Raw genomic sequence first — 17,391 nt, forward strand, 5'->3', positions numbered from 1 at the left:
TTGTAATTTATAGTAAACAAATCGGTTTTATTTGTAAAAAGGTCTGCTTGACTATTTTATCATTAACAAAATCTGAGTATTCAGCTAATTAAGGGCAGTTTCATTCCAAATCAGACAATCATACGGGTGCCTTCCTGTTTTAATCAACCATGGTTTTCATTTGAACTTATCCCGTCAACAATCTTCTTTAATTCATTGGTCAATTTTAGATGTTCTCATGGACAAAAAAAACACCCCTTTAGATATAGTGATCCAAAGGGGGGGAAACAGTACAACTTTTTTATAACAGTCTAACTTTATTTTCAAGCTACAGTATCCATTCTAATGAAATATTACAAACCGCATTTTAATTGGGTACCGCAGTTTGAGCATGTATTACAACCGCCAATTTCTTCTACTTTTCCTTGACGGCAGACTGGGCAAGTATTGCCGACCTCGGAACCGATTGTTACATCGGTTGAACGCAAGTCGCTGATGGTATCAACTAAAACGACATGCTGTTTTGGTTTCTCTTTAAAAGCTGGCTCTTCTTCTGCCGTATTTTCTTCAGCCTTAAGCGTTAATACTTGAGAGTCACGGGAACCGTCAACATAGACAGTACCGCCTTTTGCACCTCCGCGGTACAAGCGCTCATATACCTTTTCAACTTGCTCCACACTGTAACCTTTTGGAGCATTTACCGTTTTACTGATCGAGCTGTCAATCCAGCGCTGGATAACACACTGTACATCCGCATGTGCTTCTGGTGCCAGTTCCATTGCTGTCACAAACCAATTTGGCAGGTTCTGCTCGTCTGCCTCGGGGTACTGTTCCAGATATTCTTGAACAATATCGGCATGGACTTCAATGAATTTTCCAAGACGACCGCTGCGGAAATAGGAAAAGGAAAAATACGGTTCAAGTCCTGTGGATACCCCAACCATGGTTCCAGTGGATCCCGTAGGAGCAACAGTTAATAGATGCGAATTTCTTATTCCGTTTTCAAGGATTGATTGACGGATATCTTCAGGCATTTTTTTCATATAGCCAGTCTCAATAAACGCTTGCCGTAGACGGTTAGTTTCTTCTTCCGTTTCACTGGTTAAGAATGGGAAGCTGCCTTTTTCTGTTGCCAATTCAATTGAAGTTCTATAAGCGGTTGTTGCAATGGTTTCGAACACTTTATCAACAAGTTCGTTTCCTTCTGGTGAACCGTATTCTGTTTCACAGTAGATCAGCAGGTCGTGCAGTCCCATTACACCTAGACCAACACGGCGCTCGCCGAGGGCTTGTTTTTTATTCTCTTCCAAGAAGTACGGTGTGGCGTTGATAACATTGTCTTGCATACGCACGCCGACAGCGACCGTTTTCTTTAATTTTTCAAAATCAACAGTTTTGGTATCTTTATCTGCCATTTCTGCTAAGTTTACAGCAGCTAGGTTACAAACTGAATAAGGTGCAAGAGGTTGCTCTCCACACGGATTCGTTGCTACGACTTGCTGACCGTAAGCTTTTGCATTGGTCATGTCATTCGCGTTGTCAATGAAGAAGATTCCAGGCTCTGCAGAGTAGGTTGCACAAATATTAATCAGGTTCCAAAGCTCTTTAGCTTTAATGTTTTTATAAACCCGAACTTTGTGGCCCATTTTCTCCCACTCACGGACATCACCAACTTGATGCCATTGCTCGTTGTAAATTTTCATTTCTTTTTCATCATAATGTTCCACATATGGGAAACGCAGTTCATAATCGCTGTCATTTTCAACGGCTTCCATGAACTCCTTCGTTAAAGTTACAGAGATATTTGCACCTGTTAAGAATTCTGGATTATGAACCGTATAATGTCCGCCAGTGGCCAGTTTTTCTTCTGCCTCGGCAATAATTTCTTCCGAGAAACCGCCTAAGCCTGGAATCACTTTGTAGTTCACGATTCCTTGATACATTGCTCTTTCCTGCGCAGTTAATGGAGTAAACTTAAGTTTGTCATTCGCCAGCTTTTTAATCGTTTCGTCTTTTGTATTTTCAATTAAGAATCGTAAAATTCTTGGGTTTTGCATTTTTGAAATAATAAATTCAATAATATCTGGATGCCAGTCAGCCAGCATAATCATCTGGGCGCCCCTCCGGGACCCACCTTGCTCAACCAAATGAGTCAATTTCGCAATATCATCCAGCCAAGAAACAGAACCAGATGACTTACCATTTACCCCTCGTGCCAACGTATTGCGTGGTCTTAACGTAGAACCGTTCGTTCCAACCCCGCCGCCGCGGCTCATAATTTCCATTACCTGTTTGCGGTGATCAGAAATCCCTTCACGAGAATCTGCCACAAACGGCATGACGTAACAGTTAAAATAAGTAACCTCGGTACCAGTGCCCGCTCCATAAAGGACACGTCCTGCAGGAATGAAGTTTAAGTTAACAAGTTCTTGGTAGAACTTCTCCGTCCACTCTAGCCGCTTCACTTCCGTTGTCTCCACTTCGGCAAGCCCTGTTGCCACCCGCTTGGCGATTTGCTCATAAAACAATTCAAGCGGTTTTTCAATCACATCTAATGAACGCCAAATCATCCCTGTGGTGGATTCTTCTTCGTTATCCAATACACCGCGAAACTCTTCCTCCACTAAAACCTTGGCTTTTTTCTTTTCCCAATCAATTTCCTGAATATAACCCAATCCTCGGGCAGGAAATTTAGGATCCTCTTTAATCGTCAAAACAACAAAGTCTCCATCTGTTAGGGTAATTTTTTCAGTGTCCTTGAAGGTGTAGCGATCAAGCATGACCAAACGTGATACACCTTTGTGAGTTATTTTCATATCTGGGGTTACCGGGTGTACCTGGGGAAATAGGTGGATATCCTCATTCAGCCTTTCAAAATCAATATTCAATTTTTGTCTAAATACTACAGACATGAGAACAACTCCTTCAAATAAAATCTATCTATATTGCTAGATTCTAGTTGTCCAGGCTAGATCTAGATGACTTAATAAACTAAGGGTATCATAGCACGCAACTTGAAATCAACATATAGTGTCCGAAATATTTTCGACACCACTATATATTGTATGATGAGCAAAAAACATTTATTTTGTCAAACACAAAAAAATATAGATTTAAGAGAGAATAATAGATTTTCAACACTTTTCTCTATAAAACAAGAAATTTTAACAAATTTTGCAGGTTGCGGTGGAAGAGACAAGGTACCTAAAAAAAAGGAAAAAAGCGGCAAACACCGCTCCTCGATTTAACGTTTAAAATTCCATTCATCATTCTCATAGCGCTCTTTCGCCAATTTTTCAACGTACTTCAGTTCCTCATCGCTCAGTTGGTATGGAACCAATTCAATCTCAAGTCCCTCGGCAAAACCTTTATAAAAAGCTTCCTTTGCTTCCGCAAGCATAATCTTCCTCGGGCTAATTTCATTGATCGCTACGGCTTTGTCCTTAAAGGACTTTTTCATTCTCTCTTTTACCCGCTCGTTCGGATATTTAAACAGACTGAATAGCTTGTCCTCATCCAAGTCCAATAAAATGGAACCATGCTGTAGAATAACGCCTTTTTGCCTTGTTTGGGCACTGCCGGCAACTTTCCGGCCCTCAACCACCAGTTCATACCAGCTTGGTGCATCAAAACATACCGCAGACCGGGGATTCTTTAAAGCATCCCGCTCTTCCGCCGTTTTCGGAACAGCAAAATACGCTTCCAAACCTAAATGGTGGAAGCCTTTTAAAATCCCCTCAGAAATGACCCGGTAAGCCTCCGTCACGGTTTTCGGCATTTTTGGATGCTCCTCCGAAACAATTACACTATAGGTCAGCTCATGTTCATGGAGGACACCACGGCCTCCTGTCGGCCTTCTGACAAAACCAAGCCGATGTGCCTTAACGGCTTCCATATCAATTTCCTTCTCCACCTTTTGAAAATAGCCAATGGATAAGGTCGGCGGATTCCAGCCATAAAACCGGATGACCGGGGGAAACTTCCCCTCACTATGCCAGTCAAGCAAAGCTTCATCCAGTGCCATATTAAACGACGGTGAACAATCCCCTGAATCAATAAAACGCCATGTTTCCTTCCTCATGCAAAAACCTCTTTTACTTATTAATCTTTTTTAAGTCTATCAAAGTCCGCTTTAATTTCAAAATCAGAGAAACTGGGATAATTTTTTATCAAGATTTTTCACTATTCATCTTTATCTTTATCAATTTGACTACTATAATAAATACTAGTGCAGAAAAGCCTGAAAGGAGCAAAAGAAGTTGAGTTCAATTATTGTTTTATTAGTGGTCATCGCCGCACTGATTCTTTCCTCCGTTTTTAATTATTTTCGCCAAAAGAAGATTGTAAAAACGGTATCTGAAGAAGAGTTCCGTGCCGGATATCGGAAGGCACAATTGATAGATGTACGCGAACCAAATGAATTTGAAGGCGGTCATGTTCTAGGGGCCCGTAATATTCCCATGTCACAATTAAAAATGCGGATGAAGGAACTTCGTCCGGATCTGCCGGTTTATTTATACTGCCAAAGCGGTACGCGCAGTGCCCGTGCAGCACAACTATTGTATAAAAACGGCTATAAAGACCTGACACAACTAGAAGGCGGATTCAAAAAGTGGACAGGCAAAGTTAAAACGAAAAAATAAAATAGAAAAAATAAAATAGAAAAGCGTAAGCGCCCTGGTCAGCACCGTATGGCCGGGAGCTCTCCAACCGAGATAAAGGAATCACCAAGTGCGAAGCGCATTCGTGCTTGACTTATCGTAGGGCGGAGAGCGAAGGCTTCTCGCCGCTAGGGCGCTGGAGCTGGACAATTCTCAAAGATCAGATATAACTCTTATAATACATGGAAAGGTACCGATTCTACGGTGCTTTTTTTACTGCCATACAAAAGGCTGATTCTCTATAGAATCAGCCCTTCTCATTACTCTGTTTTTTGATATCTTAAAATAGGTTTCCTAGCTGCAGTGGTTTCATCCAGCCTGCCCACTACTGTCGTATGAGGAGCTTCTTGGACAATTTCCGGATTCTCTTCCGCCTCTTTGGCAATTTGAATCATGGCCTCAATAAAAGCATCCAGTGTTTCTTTCGATTCAGTCTCGGTCGGCTCAATCATGATACATTCTTCCACATTTAACGGGAAGTAAATGGTTGGCGGATGATATCCGAAATCAAGGAGACGTTTGGCAATATCGAGTGTGCGTACCCCCAGCTTTTTTTGTCTCCTTCCGCTTAACACAAACTCATGCTTACAATGCTTATCAAATGGAAGGTCATAATATTCCGCAAGCCGTCTCATCATGTAATTGGCATTTAACACGGCATATTCAGTGACCGCCTTCAATCCGTCGGGTCCCATGGAACGTATATAAGTATAAGCCCGTACATTTATGCCAAAATTCCCATAGTATGGTTTTACCCTGCCGATTGATTGCGGACGATCATAGTCCAGTACATACTCTGAATCCTGCATCGTGATAACCGGTTTAGGAAGAAACGGGATTAGGTCCGCCTTTACCCCGACAGGTCCTGACCCTGGTCCGCCCCCTCCGTGAGGACCGGTAAAGGTCTTATGCAGGTTTAAGTGAACAACATCGAAGCCCATATCGCCTGGTCTGGCTTTGGAAAGGACCGCATTTAAGTTGGCCCCGTCATAATAAAGCTTTCCGCCCGCTTCGTGGACAATCTCGGCCATTTCAAGAATGTTATCTTCAAAAAGTCCAAGTGTATTTGGATTGGTCAGCATTAAAGCTGCTGTGTCCGCTCCAACAACCCTTCTTAAATCCTCCAAGTCAACTAAACCATGCTTATTGGATTTTACCGTAATCGTTTCAAATCCAGCAATCGTGGCAGACGCCGGGTTGGTACCATGGGCGGAATCAGGAACGATTACCTTTGTCCGGTTTATATCACCGTTTGCTTCGTGATACGCACGAATCAGCATTAATCCAGTCCACTCACCATGCGCGCCGGCCGCGGGCTGAAGGGTGACCTCATCCATGCCGGTAATTTCTTTTAAATGTTGCTGCAGGTCATATAATAATTCAAGCGCACCTTGGACGGAACTTTCATCCTGCAGCGGATGAATATGGGCAAATCCATTGAACCGGGCAACATTTTCGTTCATTTTTGGATTGTATTTCATGGTACAGGAGCCCAGCGGGTAGAAACCTGAATCCACGCCGTGGTTTCTCCGTGACAGGGATGTGTAATGACGCATAATATCAAGTTCAGAAACCTCAGGCAGCAAAGGTTCTGCTTGCCGCAAATAGCCTTCTGGAACAAGAGAGTCTAAATCCATTTCAGGTACGTCCATTTCTGGGAGACTATAACCGATCCGGCCTGGTGTACTAAGTTCAAAAATGAGCGCTTGGTCTTGATTATGCATTGAGATCCCCCATTTCTTTCACAAATGAATCTATTTCTTCCTTGGTTCTCTGCTCCGTAACGGCAATCAACATTTGATTAGAAAGCAATGGATAGTCCCTTCCTAAATCGTAACCGCCGATCATTCCCTTTTCCACCAGCTTCCGGTTGATCTCTTGCACCGGTTTGCTTAATTTAATGACGAATTCATTAAAGCAGTAACCGTCAAAAGCAATTTCAAAGCCAGCCTGTTTAAAAGCTGTTTTCGCGTAGTGTGCTTTTTGCATATTCGCTACAGCCATTTCCCTGACACCCTTCTTCCCCAGCGCGGTCATCGCGACAGATGCGGCCAGGGCATTTAAGGCCTGGTTGGAACAAATATTGGAGGTCGCTTTATCGCGGCGGATATGTTGTTCACGTGCTTGCAGGGTTAACACGAAACCGCGGCGGCCTTGGTCATCCGTTGTCTGCCCCACCAAACGCCCTGGAAGCTTTCGCATCAGTTTACTAGTGACAGCAAAATAACCACAATGCGGTCCACCAAACGCGGTTGGGATGCCAAAGACTTGGGCATCGCCAATGACGATGTCAGCGCCAAGTGCACCAGGTGGTGTCAAGACTCCAAGCGATAATGGGTTACTGGATACAACAAACAATCCTTTATGCTTATGGATGGTCGATTCAAAATCCTTTAACGGCTCAATTCTCCCAAAAAAGTTCGGATATTGGATAATGACAGCTGCGACATTGTCATCCACCAAATTTTCCAAAGCCTCGACATCGGTAATCCCATTCTTTACCGGAGCCTCAATTACCTGAAGGTGCTGACCCTTTGCATATGTTTTGAGGACTTCCCTTGACTCTGGATGCACCCCCTCTGAAACGATGATGGTTTTACGTTTTGTATGGCCGGCACTTAACATTGCAGACTCAGCAAGAGCGGTCCCGCCATCATACATGGAGGAGTTGGTGACATCCATTCCTGTTAATTCACAAATCATTGTTTGGAATTCGAAAATGGCCTGCAGCTCTCCTTGGGAGATTTCCGGTTGGTACGGCGTGTAGGCTGTATAGAACTCCGACCTGGACAAAACGTGGTCGACAATAACGGGAATATAATGGTCGTAAACCCCGGCACCAAGGAAGGAAACATTTGTTTTCAAATCGGCATTTTTACTTGCCAGCTTAAACAATTCCTTCATCAAGGGTGTTTCGGATTTGGCAGGTTTAATGTTGTACGCCCCCTTAAACCTCACCTTTTCGGGGATATCGCTAAATAGTTCATCCACGGTCGATACCCCAATTGTCTCAAGCATAACCTTTTTATCTTGATCAGTCATAGGTAAGTAGCGATGTTGCATTTCGTTTCTCCCTCCTGCTATTGCCTTTCTCTTTTATAAAATGGGGTTGGAACCACTTTGGCCTTCAACCGTTTTCCGCGGATTTCCACATCCAATTCGGTGCCGGTTTCACTGAATTCGGAAGAAACCAGTGCAAGACCGATATTTTTCTTTAAGGTTGGCGATTGCGTTCCCGTTGTTACTTCCCCAATTTTACGGTCATCCCTAAAGACGGGATAGCCGTGCCGCGGTATACCACGGTCGACCATTTCGATACCGACAATTTTTCTTGGCACCCCTTGTTCTTTTTGCTTCGTTAACGCCTGTTTTCCAATAAAATCGGCTTCTTTGTTCAATTTGACAGCAAAACCAATACCTGCTTCGAGCGGGGAAATTTCCGGCGATAACTCTTGGCCGTAAAGGGCCAACTTTGCTTCGAAACGAAGGGTATCCCGTGCTCCCAAACCGCAAGGAATGACCCCTTCTTCCTTTCCTGCTTCTAAAATCAATTTCCAAAGTTTAACAGCATCGCTTGCATGGCAGTAGATTTCAAAACCATCTTCCCCGGTATAGCCTGTTCTCGAGACCAAAACCGAGATGCCATTTATGTCAGCCTGTTGTTGGAATTTAAAGTAGCCAATCTGATTCAAATCCGTACTTCCGGAAAGTTTTTGTAATACTTTTAGGGACAAAGGACCCTGCAGTGCCAGTTGTGCCGTGGTTTCTGATAAATTATCAATGGTGACCTCGCCTTCAAGGTGTTCTTCCAGCCACTTATAGTCCTTGTCAATATTGGAGGCATTGACCACGAGCAAGTAGTGCGACTCCTCCATTTGATAAACAAGCAAATCATCAACCGTACCGCCATTTGCATAGCACATCGCCGTGTATTGGGCGCCACCAGTTGCGAGTTTGGACACATCATTGGTCATCAGCTTTTGCAAATATTTCAGACTATCGGGGCCTTTTACTTCAATTTCACCCATATGTGACACATCAAACAAGCCCGCCCTGGTCCGGACAGCTTCGTGTTCCTCTTTAATGCTGGAGAACTGAACCGGAAGCTCCCAGCCCCCGAAATCAATCGTTTTCCCCCCGTGTTCCTGATACACTTCAAAAAGCGGAGTGCGTTTCAATTCGGTCATCCGTAATCCCCCTTTGTTTGGTTATAAAAGTTGTTCATTGATTAGTAACATTCTTCCCTCTTAAAAAATCATGCTGGGATACCTGACAGGAAACAAAAAAGGACAGAAAACTCCCTTTCCAATGAAAGTGAGTCTCTGTCCTTGCACCTGAAAGTTTAACCAATTATGGCTTTCCCCTTTGGTGGCTGCTAAATAGCAGCACTCTCCAGAGTTGCGTCAAACAAGTGTACTTTTGCCTGAGAGATTCACAGGATATCTGTTTGCTCCTTCGGCGCTACCAAGGTAGTCTCTCCCCTTGTTATCATCCGCATTCATAATATTTTCCAATTTGGTCATACTAAATATACTTCTAGAAAAATCCCTAATTAAAAATATTTAAAACTTTCTAAGCTTATTATCATCCTACCATTAAAGCTATAGATGGGCAATAATTTTTAAAGGAGCTGAAATTATGACAGTTGACATACATTTTGATTCGTCCTGGCAGGATGATTTTCTACATAAAATCGACCATGATGGTCCATGGGGAAATTGGGAACTGTTTAAGCTAGCAATTCAAATTGAAAAACAACTGGTCATACCGGAATTTGAGGGCCTTCAGGCACCCAAACACCTGCCAAACTTAACTCCGCTGCCGCACCAACTAGAAACGGCCAAGCAGGTGATTGAAAATATGAATGGTAAAGCCATTCTGGCAGATGAGGTAGGACTTGGAAAAACCATTGAAGCTGGGCTGATCCTGAAAGAATACATGATCCGCGGGCTTGTGAAAAAGGTGCTGATTCTTGTGCCTGCCTCGCTGGTTACACAATGGGCACAGGAATTGATTAATAAGTTTTACATTCCGGCCATTACCCAAAGGAAAAGTTATGTGTGGGAGCAAGCGGATGTCGTGGTATCTTCCATCGACACGGCCAAACGAAATCCTCATCGGGATATTATTTATCAACAGAATTACGATTTGATTATTATTGATGAAGCCCACAAACTTAAAAATAACAAAACCAAAAACTATGAATTTGTCCAAAACTTGAAAAAAAAGTTTTGTTTATTATTAACAGCCACCCCAATCCAAAACCGAATTGAAGAGATTTTCAACCTGGTATCACTGTTAAAGCCAGGGCATTTAGGCAGCCAAACCGCGTTTTATGAAAAATATAAGCGGGATGCCCGTTCGTTAAATGATGACGAGCATCTAAAGGAATTAGTAAACAAGGTAATGATTCGCAACCGCCGTGCTGATACCGGCATCGAATGGACCAAACGTCATGTCGAAACGATTCCAATCGAGTTTTCCCCTACAGAGAAAGGACTTTATGATGCCATTTGCGACCTTAAAGCGGCAGGAGATTGGATACAAACGAGCAGTTTTTCGGTTATGACATTACAGCGGGAAGCATGCAGCAGCAGGGAAGCGGTATTTTACACCTTAAAAAACATGCTTCAAAAGCAGGAAAATCCTTCGCAGGCTTACGAAGATCAGATTGCATCTCTAATAAAAAAAGTAGAAGAAGTCCAAACCAATTCAAAAGCAGAAAAAGCACTTGAACTCATTCAACAAATTAATGATAAAGTCATCATATTCACGGAATACCGGGCCACCCAATTATATTTGCAATGGTATTTAAAACAACATGGAATATCATCGGTCCCTTTCCGCGGCGGTTTTAAGCGCGGCAAAAAGGATTGGATGCGGCAATTGTTCCAAAACAATATGCAGGTTCTGATTGCCACCGAGGCTGGCGGTGAAGGAATTAACCTGCAGTTTTGCCACCATATCATCAACTTTGATCTGCCATGGAATCCGATGAGGCTGGAACAGCGAATTGGCCGGATACACCGGCTTGGCCAGGAACAGGACGTCAGAATCTATAATTTCGCCATCAAAAATACGGTAGAAGAGCATATTTTAAAGCTTTTGTATGAAAAGATTGACCTGTTTGAGAAAGTAATTGGCGAACTGGATGATATTTTATCAAAACTGGAATTCGGCAATTTAGAGGACCATTTAATTGATATATTTGGAAAATCGCGTTCCGAGGGTGAAATGAGAATTAAAATGGAGAATTTGTCTTCCATGATTGAATTTGCCCAGGATATGAAGGAGGATGGAAAGTCCCATGCAGCAGCAGGAAATTCATAACTTTCTGTTAAGCTATTTTCAGGCCAATGACTGTCCGGTCTTGGAGAATCACCCAAGCTATCTCACGGTACAGCTCACCATTGAGCTTGATAAAGAATTGATGAACCGCCCCTTTTACTGGCATTACCTTGAAAGAACAGGCGGAGTCCCAAATCCCATGAAGCTTACCCTGATCACGGATAAAAATACAGCGCCGGAAAAGGTCCGTGGTGAAACAATCCATTTTGGGTCACCCCGGCTGCACCAGATTTTTGAATCCACTAAAAATCTGTCAAAATATATCCGGCTTTATGAACACCATCCTAACGGCAACAGGCAGACGGCTTTGTATCCATGGCTATGCATGAATGTAAAAATCTCGTACCAATGTGACCGTAAGCGCGATGTTTATAAATCAATTGGCCTGCAATTGATCAATGGCAGAATGGTGGAAGACTTTCATGACCAGCTCATGCCAATACCGTTAACACCTAAAATACCGGATTATTCCTTTACGTTATCCCCATTAGTTAAGCCACAAAGTGGCATGAAACGAATTGAAAATTATTTGCGGATGACGATTGAAGACGAGGAACACAACTGGGCGGATGAGGCTATAGGACGTTGGGAGAAAGATTTAAAGCTTTTAGACCATTTTTATGAAGATGCAGAAGATGATGAGAATGAAAGTTATCAAACAGAAAAACAAGCACTTAAAGAGCAATACGAGCCAAAAATTAATATATCTTTCATCAACGGAGGCCTATTTTATTTAACAGAAAAAGCACTATAAGGAAAAGAACCCCCAAGGACCTATTATCGGCTTGGGGGTTACCATTATTTATTTCACTTTTCGCATTCTTTTAAATTCAGAGTAAAGGACGTATGGGAGGATCCCAAACCATCTATACCAGAATGAGGCCTTCGCCTGCTTTTTCTCCAGGCGCAATCTTTTTCGCTCATCCTTTGGCTGGTCTACATATTTTACAAAGGTTTGGGTCATATATTTTACATAATCATTCGTTTTCATCGTGCACACCTGCCTTTTTCATTCACAAGTATGTCCAGTTTTTTAATATTTCAAAACGAATGTTTTATAATTCCACCCACCTAATAAATTTTTTCAGGCTGGTATCAAAATATCCTCTGCCTATCATTGTTTCCCCCGACTGCAATTTTAAAGTAAAATTTATTTTTTGAACGGTGCCAATCGGTACCTCTGCCACATAGTCGACATTCCCATTCTGATAAGCAACCGTGCCCTTAGCCGGAATCGCCTCCCCTGCTTGAAACATCATTTCAATTTTTGTTACAGATGAATGTAAATAATATTCTTCGAGTAAAATGGTTTCCGTTTCACGGGATAATTTTCTTAGCACTGTTAATTGGTCCACCTGCATAGAAAAAAATAGGAGAAAGACAATCAGAAGGCATAAGGTGAGCGGATAGGTGAACCCTGCTTCTTGCCGCTTCATGTTCCATTGCCCCCATTCCCGAAGAAAGAGGCTATGATTGTATACTCTTTGCCCCGAAGGTCGTTAACAGTGAGTTTCACTGCATTTTTGGTCAGTGAGAAAGAATAGGATGCAACATTCTGTAAAACAATTTCATGTCCCGTTGAATTTACCCGTCTTCTTAAGTTGGAGTCATATTTCTCATAGATGACCGTCTCTGTGCTCTTTGTCAAAATTAATCGGTTGGATACCACCTCGGCCTTGCTGGACATACGGATTTCCTTTTTAAACTGGCTGCAAAAGACCTCCCATTCCATTGCCTGCAAACCAACATTAGTTCCCCGTTGATCCAGCATAATTTGAATGGCGGGTATGGTTAAGAACATGACCATTGATAGAATGGAAAGGGATAGCAGCACTTCTATTAACGTAAAAGCTGTTTCATTCAAGCTTCCGGCAGATTTCTGTTCCTTCATGCAAGTGATTCTCATCAACCTTTACGCACACCTCCTTTATCCCTGCCGTTTTTCCATCCATCCAAGTAATCCTATACATAATGCCATTGCGTGTAATTGTAAAAGCTGTAAATGTTTTATCTGTTAACTTGGCATGCAATTCCTCATAAGCAATTTGCCGAGCTTGATTGGTTATCTCCAGCATGGCGGCCTGTTTTCTTAAATCGACCAACAGCGGGACCAAGTTTAACCCTATTAACAAAATAGCGGAGAGGGACAGCAGCAAATCCAACAGAAAATAGCCCCTATTGCTCCGTAACATAAAATCTTCCCCGTCCAATTAAAATTGTTACCTTATAGGTCTTTGTCGGCATGCGAATATAGAAGGTTCCGAATTTATTTACATTTCCATCTGAGGAAAATTTAAAATATAAGGGGATTGTTCCTTCTGTCAAATAAATCTCTTTCGAGTATTTTCTAAGGACGATTGGGGATTGGTCATTCTGCATGATCATATAATATTGAAAATTATCGGGCATTAGGACGACGGAGACCTCATGCTGATGGGACATCGCATAGGCTTGGGAAAATAATAGGTCCGCTTTTAACTGCGAAATAAATGCCTGGTCCTGCACCATCAAATGTTGGGGTTTCAAGGAAAACACCGTAAAGAGTGAAAGAATCATAAAGATGGAGAGAACGATTAATGATTCCGCCAGTGTAAAGCCTGTTTGCCTAGAAGTCATGGTTAGGGGGTTTCTGCAGCAGAGGTCGTTGAAGTGGATGTATTAGCAAGTGTAACTTCACCAGTGGAACTGTCAATGGTTATGATTTTGGTGTTCCCGCAGCTGGTAGCATCGCCATTCAGGTAACCTTCAGCTTTTAATTGAACAAGTGTCGGAACACTGTTTTTCTCCATTTGATACGCTTGCACTTGCGCCTGAACCATTTTCAAATATGCCTGACAGCCTTTACTATTAATATTCTCATTATGCTTTGCGACGTTTGGTATCGTGATAATCAAAATGACAGATATAACCAGCATGACAATCATCATTTCAATTAGGGTAAACCCTTGTTCGTTGTTCAATTTTCGAATGGACATTTCGTAATCCTCCTAATTTTTTAAATGCTATCCAGTAGATGAAACATAGGTAATAAAATCGCCAAATACATGGATACTACCAGCAGCCCGATGAAAAGATACAGAAGCGGCTGAACAATCTTTAATAACTGTTCGATCCTATCCTCCATTTCCTCAATACAATGCCTGCTAAAAAACAACAATTCCTGTTCCAATTTTCCATTTTCCTGTCCGTGCTTGACAATAATAGGAAACTCTTTTTCAAAGAAGGAAAATGAACTTAAAATCGTATCCAATGTTTCCCCTGTCACAAGTTTTGTTTTGATAAAAGCTCCCAATTGGCTAAAAAAAGGCTGCTTTTGGTTTTGTTCGAATAGTGACAAAGCTTCCGGAATCGAAATTCCTCCTTGCAAAAGGAAACTTAACTGCATGGCAAAATAATGGGTAAACAATAATTTGAGGATTGGGCCGGCAATCGGCAGGCGAACAAGCAATGTTCTTTGCTTTAATATGGAGTACTTCCGAAAGATGAAGAAATAGTAACAGCCAGCCAGTGAAATGACGGCAATAAATACCTTTATGAAAAGGGGGAAATATAAATCAAATGCATAAACCACTTTAGTAAAAAAATTATCTTCTAAACCAAGTGACGCAAATAAGCTAGTAAATCTCGGCAAAAGTGTGTTCTCAACAAATCCAAATAATAGTCCGGTAAGCACTAGAAGAAAGATGGGATATTGAAGCATTTTCAATAGTTTTTTTAGGTCCCTGTCCTTTAATTGCACCAGACCGCTTCCCTCTAGCAGCGCCTCGGCAAAACTGCCATGCTGCTGGGCATAATACACATATCCGATTAAATCATTGTGAAATCCAAGTCTGTCCAATACATCATGAAAAGGCAGTCCTTTTTTTAATTCCTGCAAACATTCATATAATTCCTCCTTCCGTTTTTTAGGCAAATGTAACGATATCGACTCAATTGCTTCAGCAATAGGATATCCCTGCACCAGTAATTCACCAACTCGTTTCAAGAAGCTTGCTTGCTCATCCACTGGCCATTTATGTCTGGTCATCTTCATACACCAGGCGGTCATACTCAGACTCTTGAATATAGCCAAGAGCAATTCCTTTTTTAATCATATCCTTTAGTGACCGGTACTTCCCTTCCATTTTCTCGCCCTTTGCAGCCTTCATGACTGCAGTCAAATTTCTTCCCGACAATACTTCAAATACACTGGCTCTTTTCCATCTTCCATAAGAATAACAATATGGAGAACACTCATCCTCACAAAAAGGACAGGTTAATTCCACCAATCTTTGAGCAGTTACCGCTATTAGCGTTTGCTCCACTTCCAGCCAGTTGACCCCGAATTCATGAAGACGGAACACCGCCCCTTTTGCATCTCTTGTATGCATCGTGCTCAACACTAAGTGCCCAGTCAAGGCGGCTCTGACAGCTATTCTAGCTGTTTCAGCGTCCCTGATTTCACCCACCATGATAATATCGGGGTCATGCCGCAATATCGCCTTAAGCCCTGCCGCATAGGTGACACCTGCTTTTTCATTCACCTGCACTTGCAGGACCGAGTCATAGTTCTTCTCAATCGGGTCCTCTAATGTGATGACATTTCTCTGAAATAAATGGGCTGTTTCATTAATCAGGGAGTAAAGAGTGGTGGTTTTACCGCTGCCTGTAGGGCCGGTAAAAATAATTAATCCGTGAGCGTGTTTAAGAAGGGCCAAAAGTTTTCTTGTCATGGATGGAAATAAGGAGAGCTGGTGAAACGGAATTTGATTTTGCTGGGGCAGAAGACGAAGCACCAGGCTTTCTCTGTTATTCGATGGAAGCGTTGAGAGCCGAAGCCCCATAAATTCTCCGTTGACTTCACAAAAAATGGCACCGCTTTGGGGGCGTCTTCTTTCACCAATGTCCATATTCGCTTTAAATTTAAAATGGGAAATGAGCCGGTCGCATTCATCTGTTGGTAAAGTTAATCGGGGGATTAGCCTGTTGGTCAAACGGAATTGGATGAGCGTATCCTCTTTACGGGGAATGATGTGAATATCAGTTGCCTGGTTTCTTGCAGCATCAGAAATAATCCTGTCTGCTAAAATTTCAATGTCGCTTACAATGGGAAACACCACCTTTTTTATTTGTCCCCTCTATATTTCGACACGGTTCATCACCTTCCTGCTTATTTTAAAAAAAATAAATTTTTTTGTAGAAAATCTCTTTAATTGTTACAATAAATCGTCAATAAATGTGAACATTTTCTAAACATATAGTGTTTACATTGTTAACTCCGTTCCCACACGATTCCCGCTGTATTATAATGGAATAAATTATGGGGGTCCGAGGTGAACCGAGATGGAACAAACACTAAAAATAACAAACGTTTTGTCTGATCCAACGCGTTACTACATCTATCAATACATCACGAAACGTCACAAAGAAGTAACAGTACAAGAAGTAGCCGAAAATTTTAATATTCACCCAAATGTAGCCAGATTGCATTTATCAAAACTGGAAGATGTTAACATGCTGATTTCCGAAACTAAGAAAACAGGTAAAGGCGGAAGGCCGAGCAGATTGTACCGATTGTCTGACGATGTCATTCAGCTTCATTTCCCGTACCGTGATTACATGCTCCTATCAAAAGTGGCCATTAAAACAATGATATCCTTAGGGGATTTAGGGAAACAGGCACTGTTTATGACCGGGAAGCAGTTTGGGGTAGAAGTGATGGAGCAAGAAATGGCGAAAAGGCAGGTTGGTGATCAATTAACTTTTGATGAAAAACTATCCATATTAAAAAGTGCCGCTACACTTGCCGGTTTTTATCCCGAATTGGAAGTAAGTGAGGATAAGTCCAAAATTTATTTTCAAATTTTTAACTGCCCGTTCAAAGAAGTAGCTGAGGAGTCTGCGTCTGTTTGCGATATGCACCAAGAATTCCTGAAAGGAATGTTTGGGACGTTATTTGACTCCGCCCAACTGATTGAGCAGGAAAATATGATTTCCGGCTGCGACACATGTTCCTATCAAGTAGTTGTTGCTAAGTAAAATAAAACCAATATTTACATTCTCCTTTACTTTCCTTATAATATTATATTGATGGTATTTATCGAGGGGTAAAGGAGGGATACATATGGATCGGATGTTCAGGGTAATGGGTTTTTGGACAGGTATTTTTACTGTTATGTTTTATTTGGGTGATATGAACAAAACAGCAATGCTATTTTTAGCGCAAACTGGGTTCTTTGTGCTACTTAGTTACTTAAAGCTTTCTGAACGAATGTATATGTATGTATTCGGGGCATATTTAACCATTTTTTTCGCAGGCTTTACATATTGGAGTACGTTCATGATGCCGCTTGGTACAATGGGCCAATAAGGCAAAAGAAACGCCGGAATATGACATTCCGGCGTTTTCTTTGAAAATTTTTTC

Annotated in this window: 18 protein-coding genes and 1 riboswitch; of the genes, 5 read left to right on the forward strand and 13 right to left on the reverse strand. The window is 42.0% G+C overall.

What is annotated here, in order from left to right:
- Window positions 1-332: 332 nt before the first annotated feature.
- On the reverse strand, window positions 333-2,891 hold the full coding sequence (locus ACY8D0_RS19715; RefSeq protein WP_462412195.1) for a vitamin B12-dependent ribonucleotide reductase: 2,559 nt from the start codon (window positions 2,889-2,891) through the stop codon (window positions 333-335).
- Window positions 2,892-3,223: 332 nt separating this feature from the next.
- A complete protein-coding gene (locus tag ACY8D0_RS19720) occupies window positions 3,224-4,060 on the reverse strand; it encodes a lipoate--protein ligase family protein (RefSeq protein ID WP_462412196.1) in 837 nt (278 codons plus the stop codon).
- 190 nt (window positions 4,061-4,250) lie between these two features.
- Between ACY8D0_RS19720 and ACY8D0_RS19725 the strand changes: the two genes are divergently transcribed.
- On the forward strand, window positions 4,251-4,622 hold the full coding sequence (locus ACY8D0_RS19725) for a rhodanese-like domain-containing protein (protein WP_462412517.1): 372 nt from the start codon (window positions 4,251-4,253) through the stop codon (window positions 4,620-4,622).
- A 278-nt stretch (window positions 4,623-4,900) separates the two neighbouring features.
- On the opposite strand, the gene gcvPB is transcribed toward ACY8D0_RS19725, so the two are convergent.
- From gcvPB to gcvT, 3 genes are read right to left on the reverse strand one after another with little or no spacing between them, the layout of a single operon-like run.
- A complete protein-coding gene (gcvPB, locus tag ACY8D0_RS19730; protein ID WP_462412197.1) occupies window positions 4,901-6,364 on the reverse strand; it encodes an aminomethyl-transferring glycine dehydrogenase subunit GcvPB in 1,464 nt (487 codons plus the stop codon).
- Window positions 6,357-7,703 (reverse strand): aminomethyl-transferring glycine dehydrogenase subunit GcvPA, encoded by a 1,347-nt coding sequence (gene gcvPA / locus ACY8D0_RS19735; RefSeq protein ID WP_462412198.1) that lies wholly within the window; start codon window positions 7,701-7,703, stop codon window positions 6,357-6,359. The genes gcvPB and gcvPA overlap by 8 nt, the downstream gene beginning before the upstream one ends.
- A 17-nt stretch (window positions 7,704-7,720) precedes the next feature.
- Window positions 7,721-8,827, reverse strand: coding sequence for a glycine cleavage system aminomethyltransferase GcvT (gcvT, locus tag ACY8D0_RS19740; protein ID WP_462412199.1), 1,107 nt, complete (start codon window positions 8,825-8,827; stop codon window positions 7,721-7,723).
- Window positions 8,828-9,041: 214 nt separating this feature from the next.
- Window positions 9,042-9,132: riboswitch (glycine riboswitch) on the reverse strand.
- Between the two features lie 146 nt (window positions 9,133-9,278).
- Here gcvT and ACY8D0_RS19745 point away from each other — a divergent pair.
- Window positions 9,279-10,970 (forward strand): DEAD/DEAH box helicase, encoded by a 1,692-nt coding sequence (locus ACY8D0_RS19745; protein WP_462412200.1) that lies wholly within the window; start codon window positions 9,279-9,281, stop codon window positions 10,968-10,970.
- Window positions 10,948-11,742 (forward strand): YqhG family protein, encoded by a 795-nt coding sequence (locus tag ACY8D0_RS19750; RefSeq protein ID WP_462412518.1) that lies wholly within the window; start codon window positions 10,948-10,950, stop codon window positions 11,740-11,742. Before ACY8D0_RS19745 ends, ACY8D0_RS19750 begins: the two co-directional genes overlap by 23 nt.
- A 48-nt stretch (window positions 11,743-11,790) precedes the next feature.
- Here ACY8D0_RS19750 and ACY8D0_RS19755 read toward each other — a convergent pair whose 3' ends face one another.
- The 8 genes from ACY8D0_RS19755 to comGA all read right to left on the reverse strand — a co-directional run bounded on the left by ACY8D0_RS19755 (window position 11,791) and on the right by comGA (window position 16,087).
- Window positions 11,791-11,979 (reverse strand): YqzE family protein, encoded by a 189-nt coding sequence (locus tag ACY8D0_RS19755; protein WP_462412201.1) that lies wholly within the window; start codon window positions 11,977-11,979, stop codon window positions 11,791-11,793.
- Window positions 11,980-12,043: 64 nt separating this feature from the next.
- A complete protein-coding gene (gene comGG / locus ACY8D0_RS19760; protein WP_462412202.1) occupies window positions 12,044-12,424 on the reverse strand; it encodes a competence type IV pilus minor pilin ComGG in 381 nt (126 codons plus the stop codon).
- Window positions 12,421-12,879, reverse strand: coding sequence for a competence type IV pilus minor pilin ComGF (gene comGF / locus ACY8D0_RS19765; RefSeq protein WP_462412203.1), 459 nt, complete (start codon window positions 12,877-12,879; stop codon window positions 12,421-12,423). The genes comGG and comGF overlap by 4 nt, the downstream gene beginning before the upstream one ends.
- Complete coding sequence (locus ACY8D0_RS19770) at window positions 12,845-13,180, reverse strand: hypothetical protein (protein WP_462412204.1); 336 nt, start codon at window positions 13,178-13,180, stop codon at window positions 12,845-12,847. Before ACY8D0_RS19770 ends, comGF begins: the two co-directional genes overlap by 35 nt.
- Window positions 13,164-13,604, reverse strand: a complete 441-nt coding sequence (gene comGD / locus ACY8D0_RS19775) for a competence type IV pilus minor pilin ComGD (RefSeq protein ID WP_462412205.1) — start codon at window positions 13,602-13,604, stop codon at window positions 13,164-13,166. Before comGD ends, ACY8D0_RS19770 begins: the two co-directional genes overlap by 17 nt.
- Before the next feature lie 2 nt (window positions 13,605-13,606).
- Entirely contained in the window at window positions 13,607-13,963 is a 357-nt protein-coding gene (gene comGC / locus ACY8D0_RS19780) for a competence type IV pilus major pilin ComGC (RefSeq protein ID WP_462412206.1), read from the reverse strand.
- Between the two features lie 20 nt (window positions 13,964-13,983).
- On the reverse strand, window positions 13,984-15,015 hold the full coding sequence (gene comGB, locus ACY8D0_RS19785) for a competence type IV pilus assembly protein ComGB (protein ID WP_462412207.1): 1,032 nt from the start codon (window positions 15,013-15,015) through the stop codon (window positions 13,984-13,986).
- Entirely contained in the window at window positions 15,002-16,087 is a 1,086-nt protein-coding gene (comGA, locus tag ACY8D0_RS19790; RefSeq protein WP_462412208.1) for a competence type IV pilus ATPase ComGA, read from the reverse strand. Before comGA ends, comGB begins: the two co-directional genes overlap by 14 nt.
- Window positions 16,088-16,310: 223 nt before the next feature.
- On the opposite strand from comGA, the gene ACY8D0_RS19795 reads away from it, so the two are divergent.
- Complete coding sequence (locus ACY8D0_RS19795; protein ID WP_462412209.1) at window positions 16,311-17,006, forward strand: helix-turn-helix transcriptional regulator; 696 nt, start codon at window positions 16,311-16,313, stop codon at window positions 17,004-17,006.
- Between the two features lie 85 nt (window positions 17,007-17,091).
- Window positions 17,092-17,337 carry a DUF2626 domain-containing protein gene (locus tag ACY8D0_RS19800; protein ID WP_462412210.1) on the forward strand — a complete coding sequence of 82 codons (246 nt, stop codon included), beginning with the start codon at window positions 17,092-17,094 and terminating at the stop codon, window positions 17,335-17,337.
- Window positions 17,338-17,391: the final 54 nt, after the last annotated feature.

The organism is Neobacillus camarae (assembly GCF_054950115.1).

Excerpts from the sequence above, each read along its gene's own strand:
- ACY8D0_RS19755 (WP_462412201.1), bottom strand. The coding sequence starts at position 11,979 with ATGAAAACGAATGATTATGTAAAATATATGACCCAAACCTTTGTAAAA.
- ACY8D0_RS19750 (WP_462412518.1), top strand. The coding sequence starts at position 10,948 with ATGCAGCAGCAGGAAATTCATAACTTTCTGTTAAGCTATTTTCAGGCC.
- ACY8D0_RS19715 (WP_462412195.1), bottom strand. The coding sequence starts at position 2,891 with ATGTCTGTAGTATTTAGACAAAAATTGAATATTGATTTTGAAAGGCTG.
- ACY8D0_RS19720 (WP_462412196.1), bottom strand. The coding sequence starts at position 4,060 with ATGAGGAAGGAAACATGGCGTTTTATTGATTCAGGGGATTGTTCACCG.
- ACY8D0_RS19770 (WP_462412204.1), bottom strand. The coding sequence starts at position 13,180 with ATGTTACGGAGCAATAGGGGCTATTTTCTGTTGGATTTGCTGCTGTCC.
- comGG (WP_462412202.1), bottom strand. The coding sequence starts at position 12,424 with ATGAAGCGGCAAGAAGCAGGGTTCACCTATCCGCTCACCTTATGCCTT.
- comGF (WP_462412203.1), bottom strand. The coding sequence starts at position 12,879 with ATGAAGGAACAGAAATCTGCCGGAAGCTTGAATGAAACAGCTTTTACG.
- ACY8D0_RS19800 (WP_462412210.1), top strand. The coding sequence starts at position 17,092 with ATGGATCGGATGTTCAGGGTAATGGGTTTTTGGACAGGTATTTTTACT.
- comGC (WP_462412206.1), bottom strand. The coding sequence starts at position 13,963 with ATGTCCATTCGAAAATTGAACAACGAACAAGGGTTTACCCTAATTGAA.
- gcvPB (WP_462412197.1), bottom strand. The coding sequence starts at position 6,364 with ATGCATAATCAAGACCAAGCGCTCATTTTTGAACTTAGTACACCAGGC.
- gcvT (WP_462412199.1), bottom strand. The coding sequence starts at position 8,827 with ATGACCGAATTGAAACGCACTCCGCTTTTTGAAGTGTATCAGGAACAC.
- gcvPA (WP_462412198.1), bottom strand. The coding sequence starts at position 7,703 with ATGCAACATCGCTACTTACCTATGACTGATCAAGATAAAAAGGTTATG.
- ACY8D0_RS19795 (WP_462412209.1), top strand. The coding sequence starts at position 16,311 with ATGGAACAAACACTAAAAATAACAAACGTTTTGTCTGATCCAACGCGT.
- comGD (WP_462412205.1), bottom strand. The coding sequence starts at position 13,604 with ATGACTTCTAGGCAAACAGGCTTTACACTGGCGGAATCATTAATCGTT.
- comGB (WP_462412207.1), bottom strand. The coding sequence starts at position 15,015 with ATGACCAGACATAAATGGCCAGTGGATGAGCAAGCAAGCTTCTTGAAA.
- ACY8D0_RS19745 (WP_462412200.1), top strand. The coding sequence starts at position 9,279 with ATGACAGTTGACATACATTTTGATTCGTCCTGGCAGGATGATTTTCTA.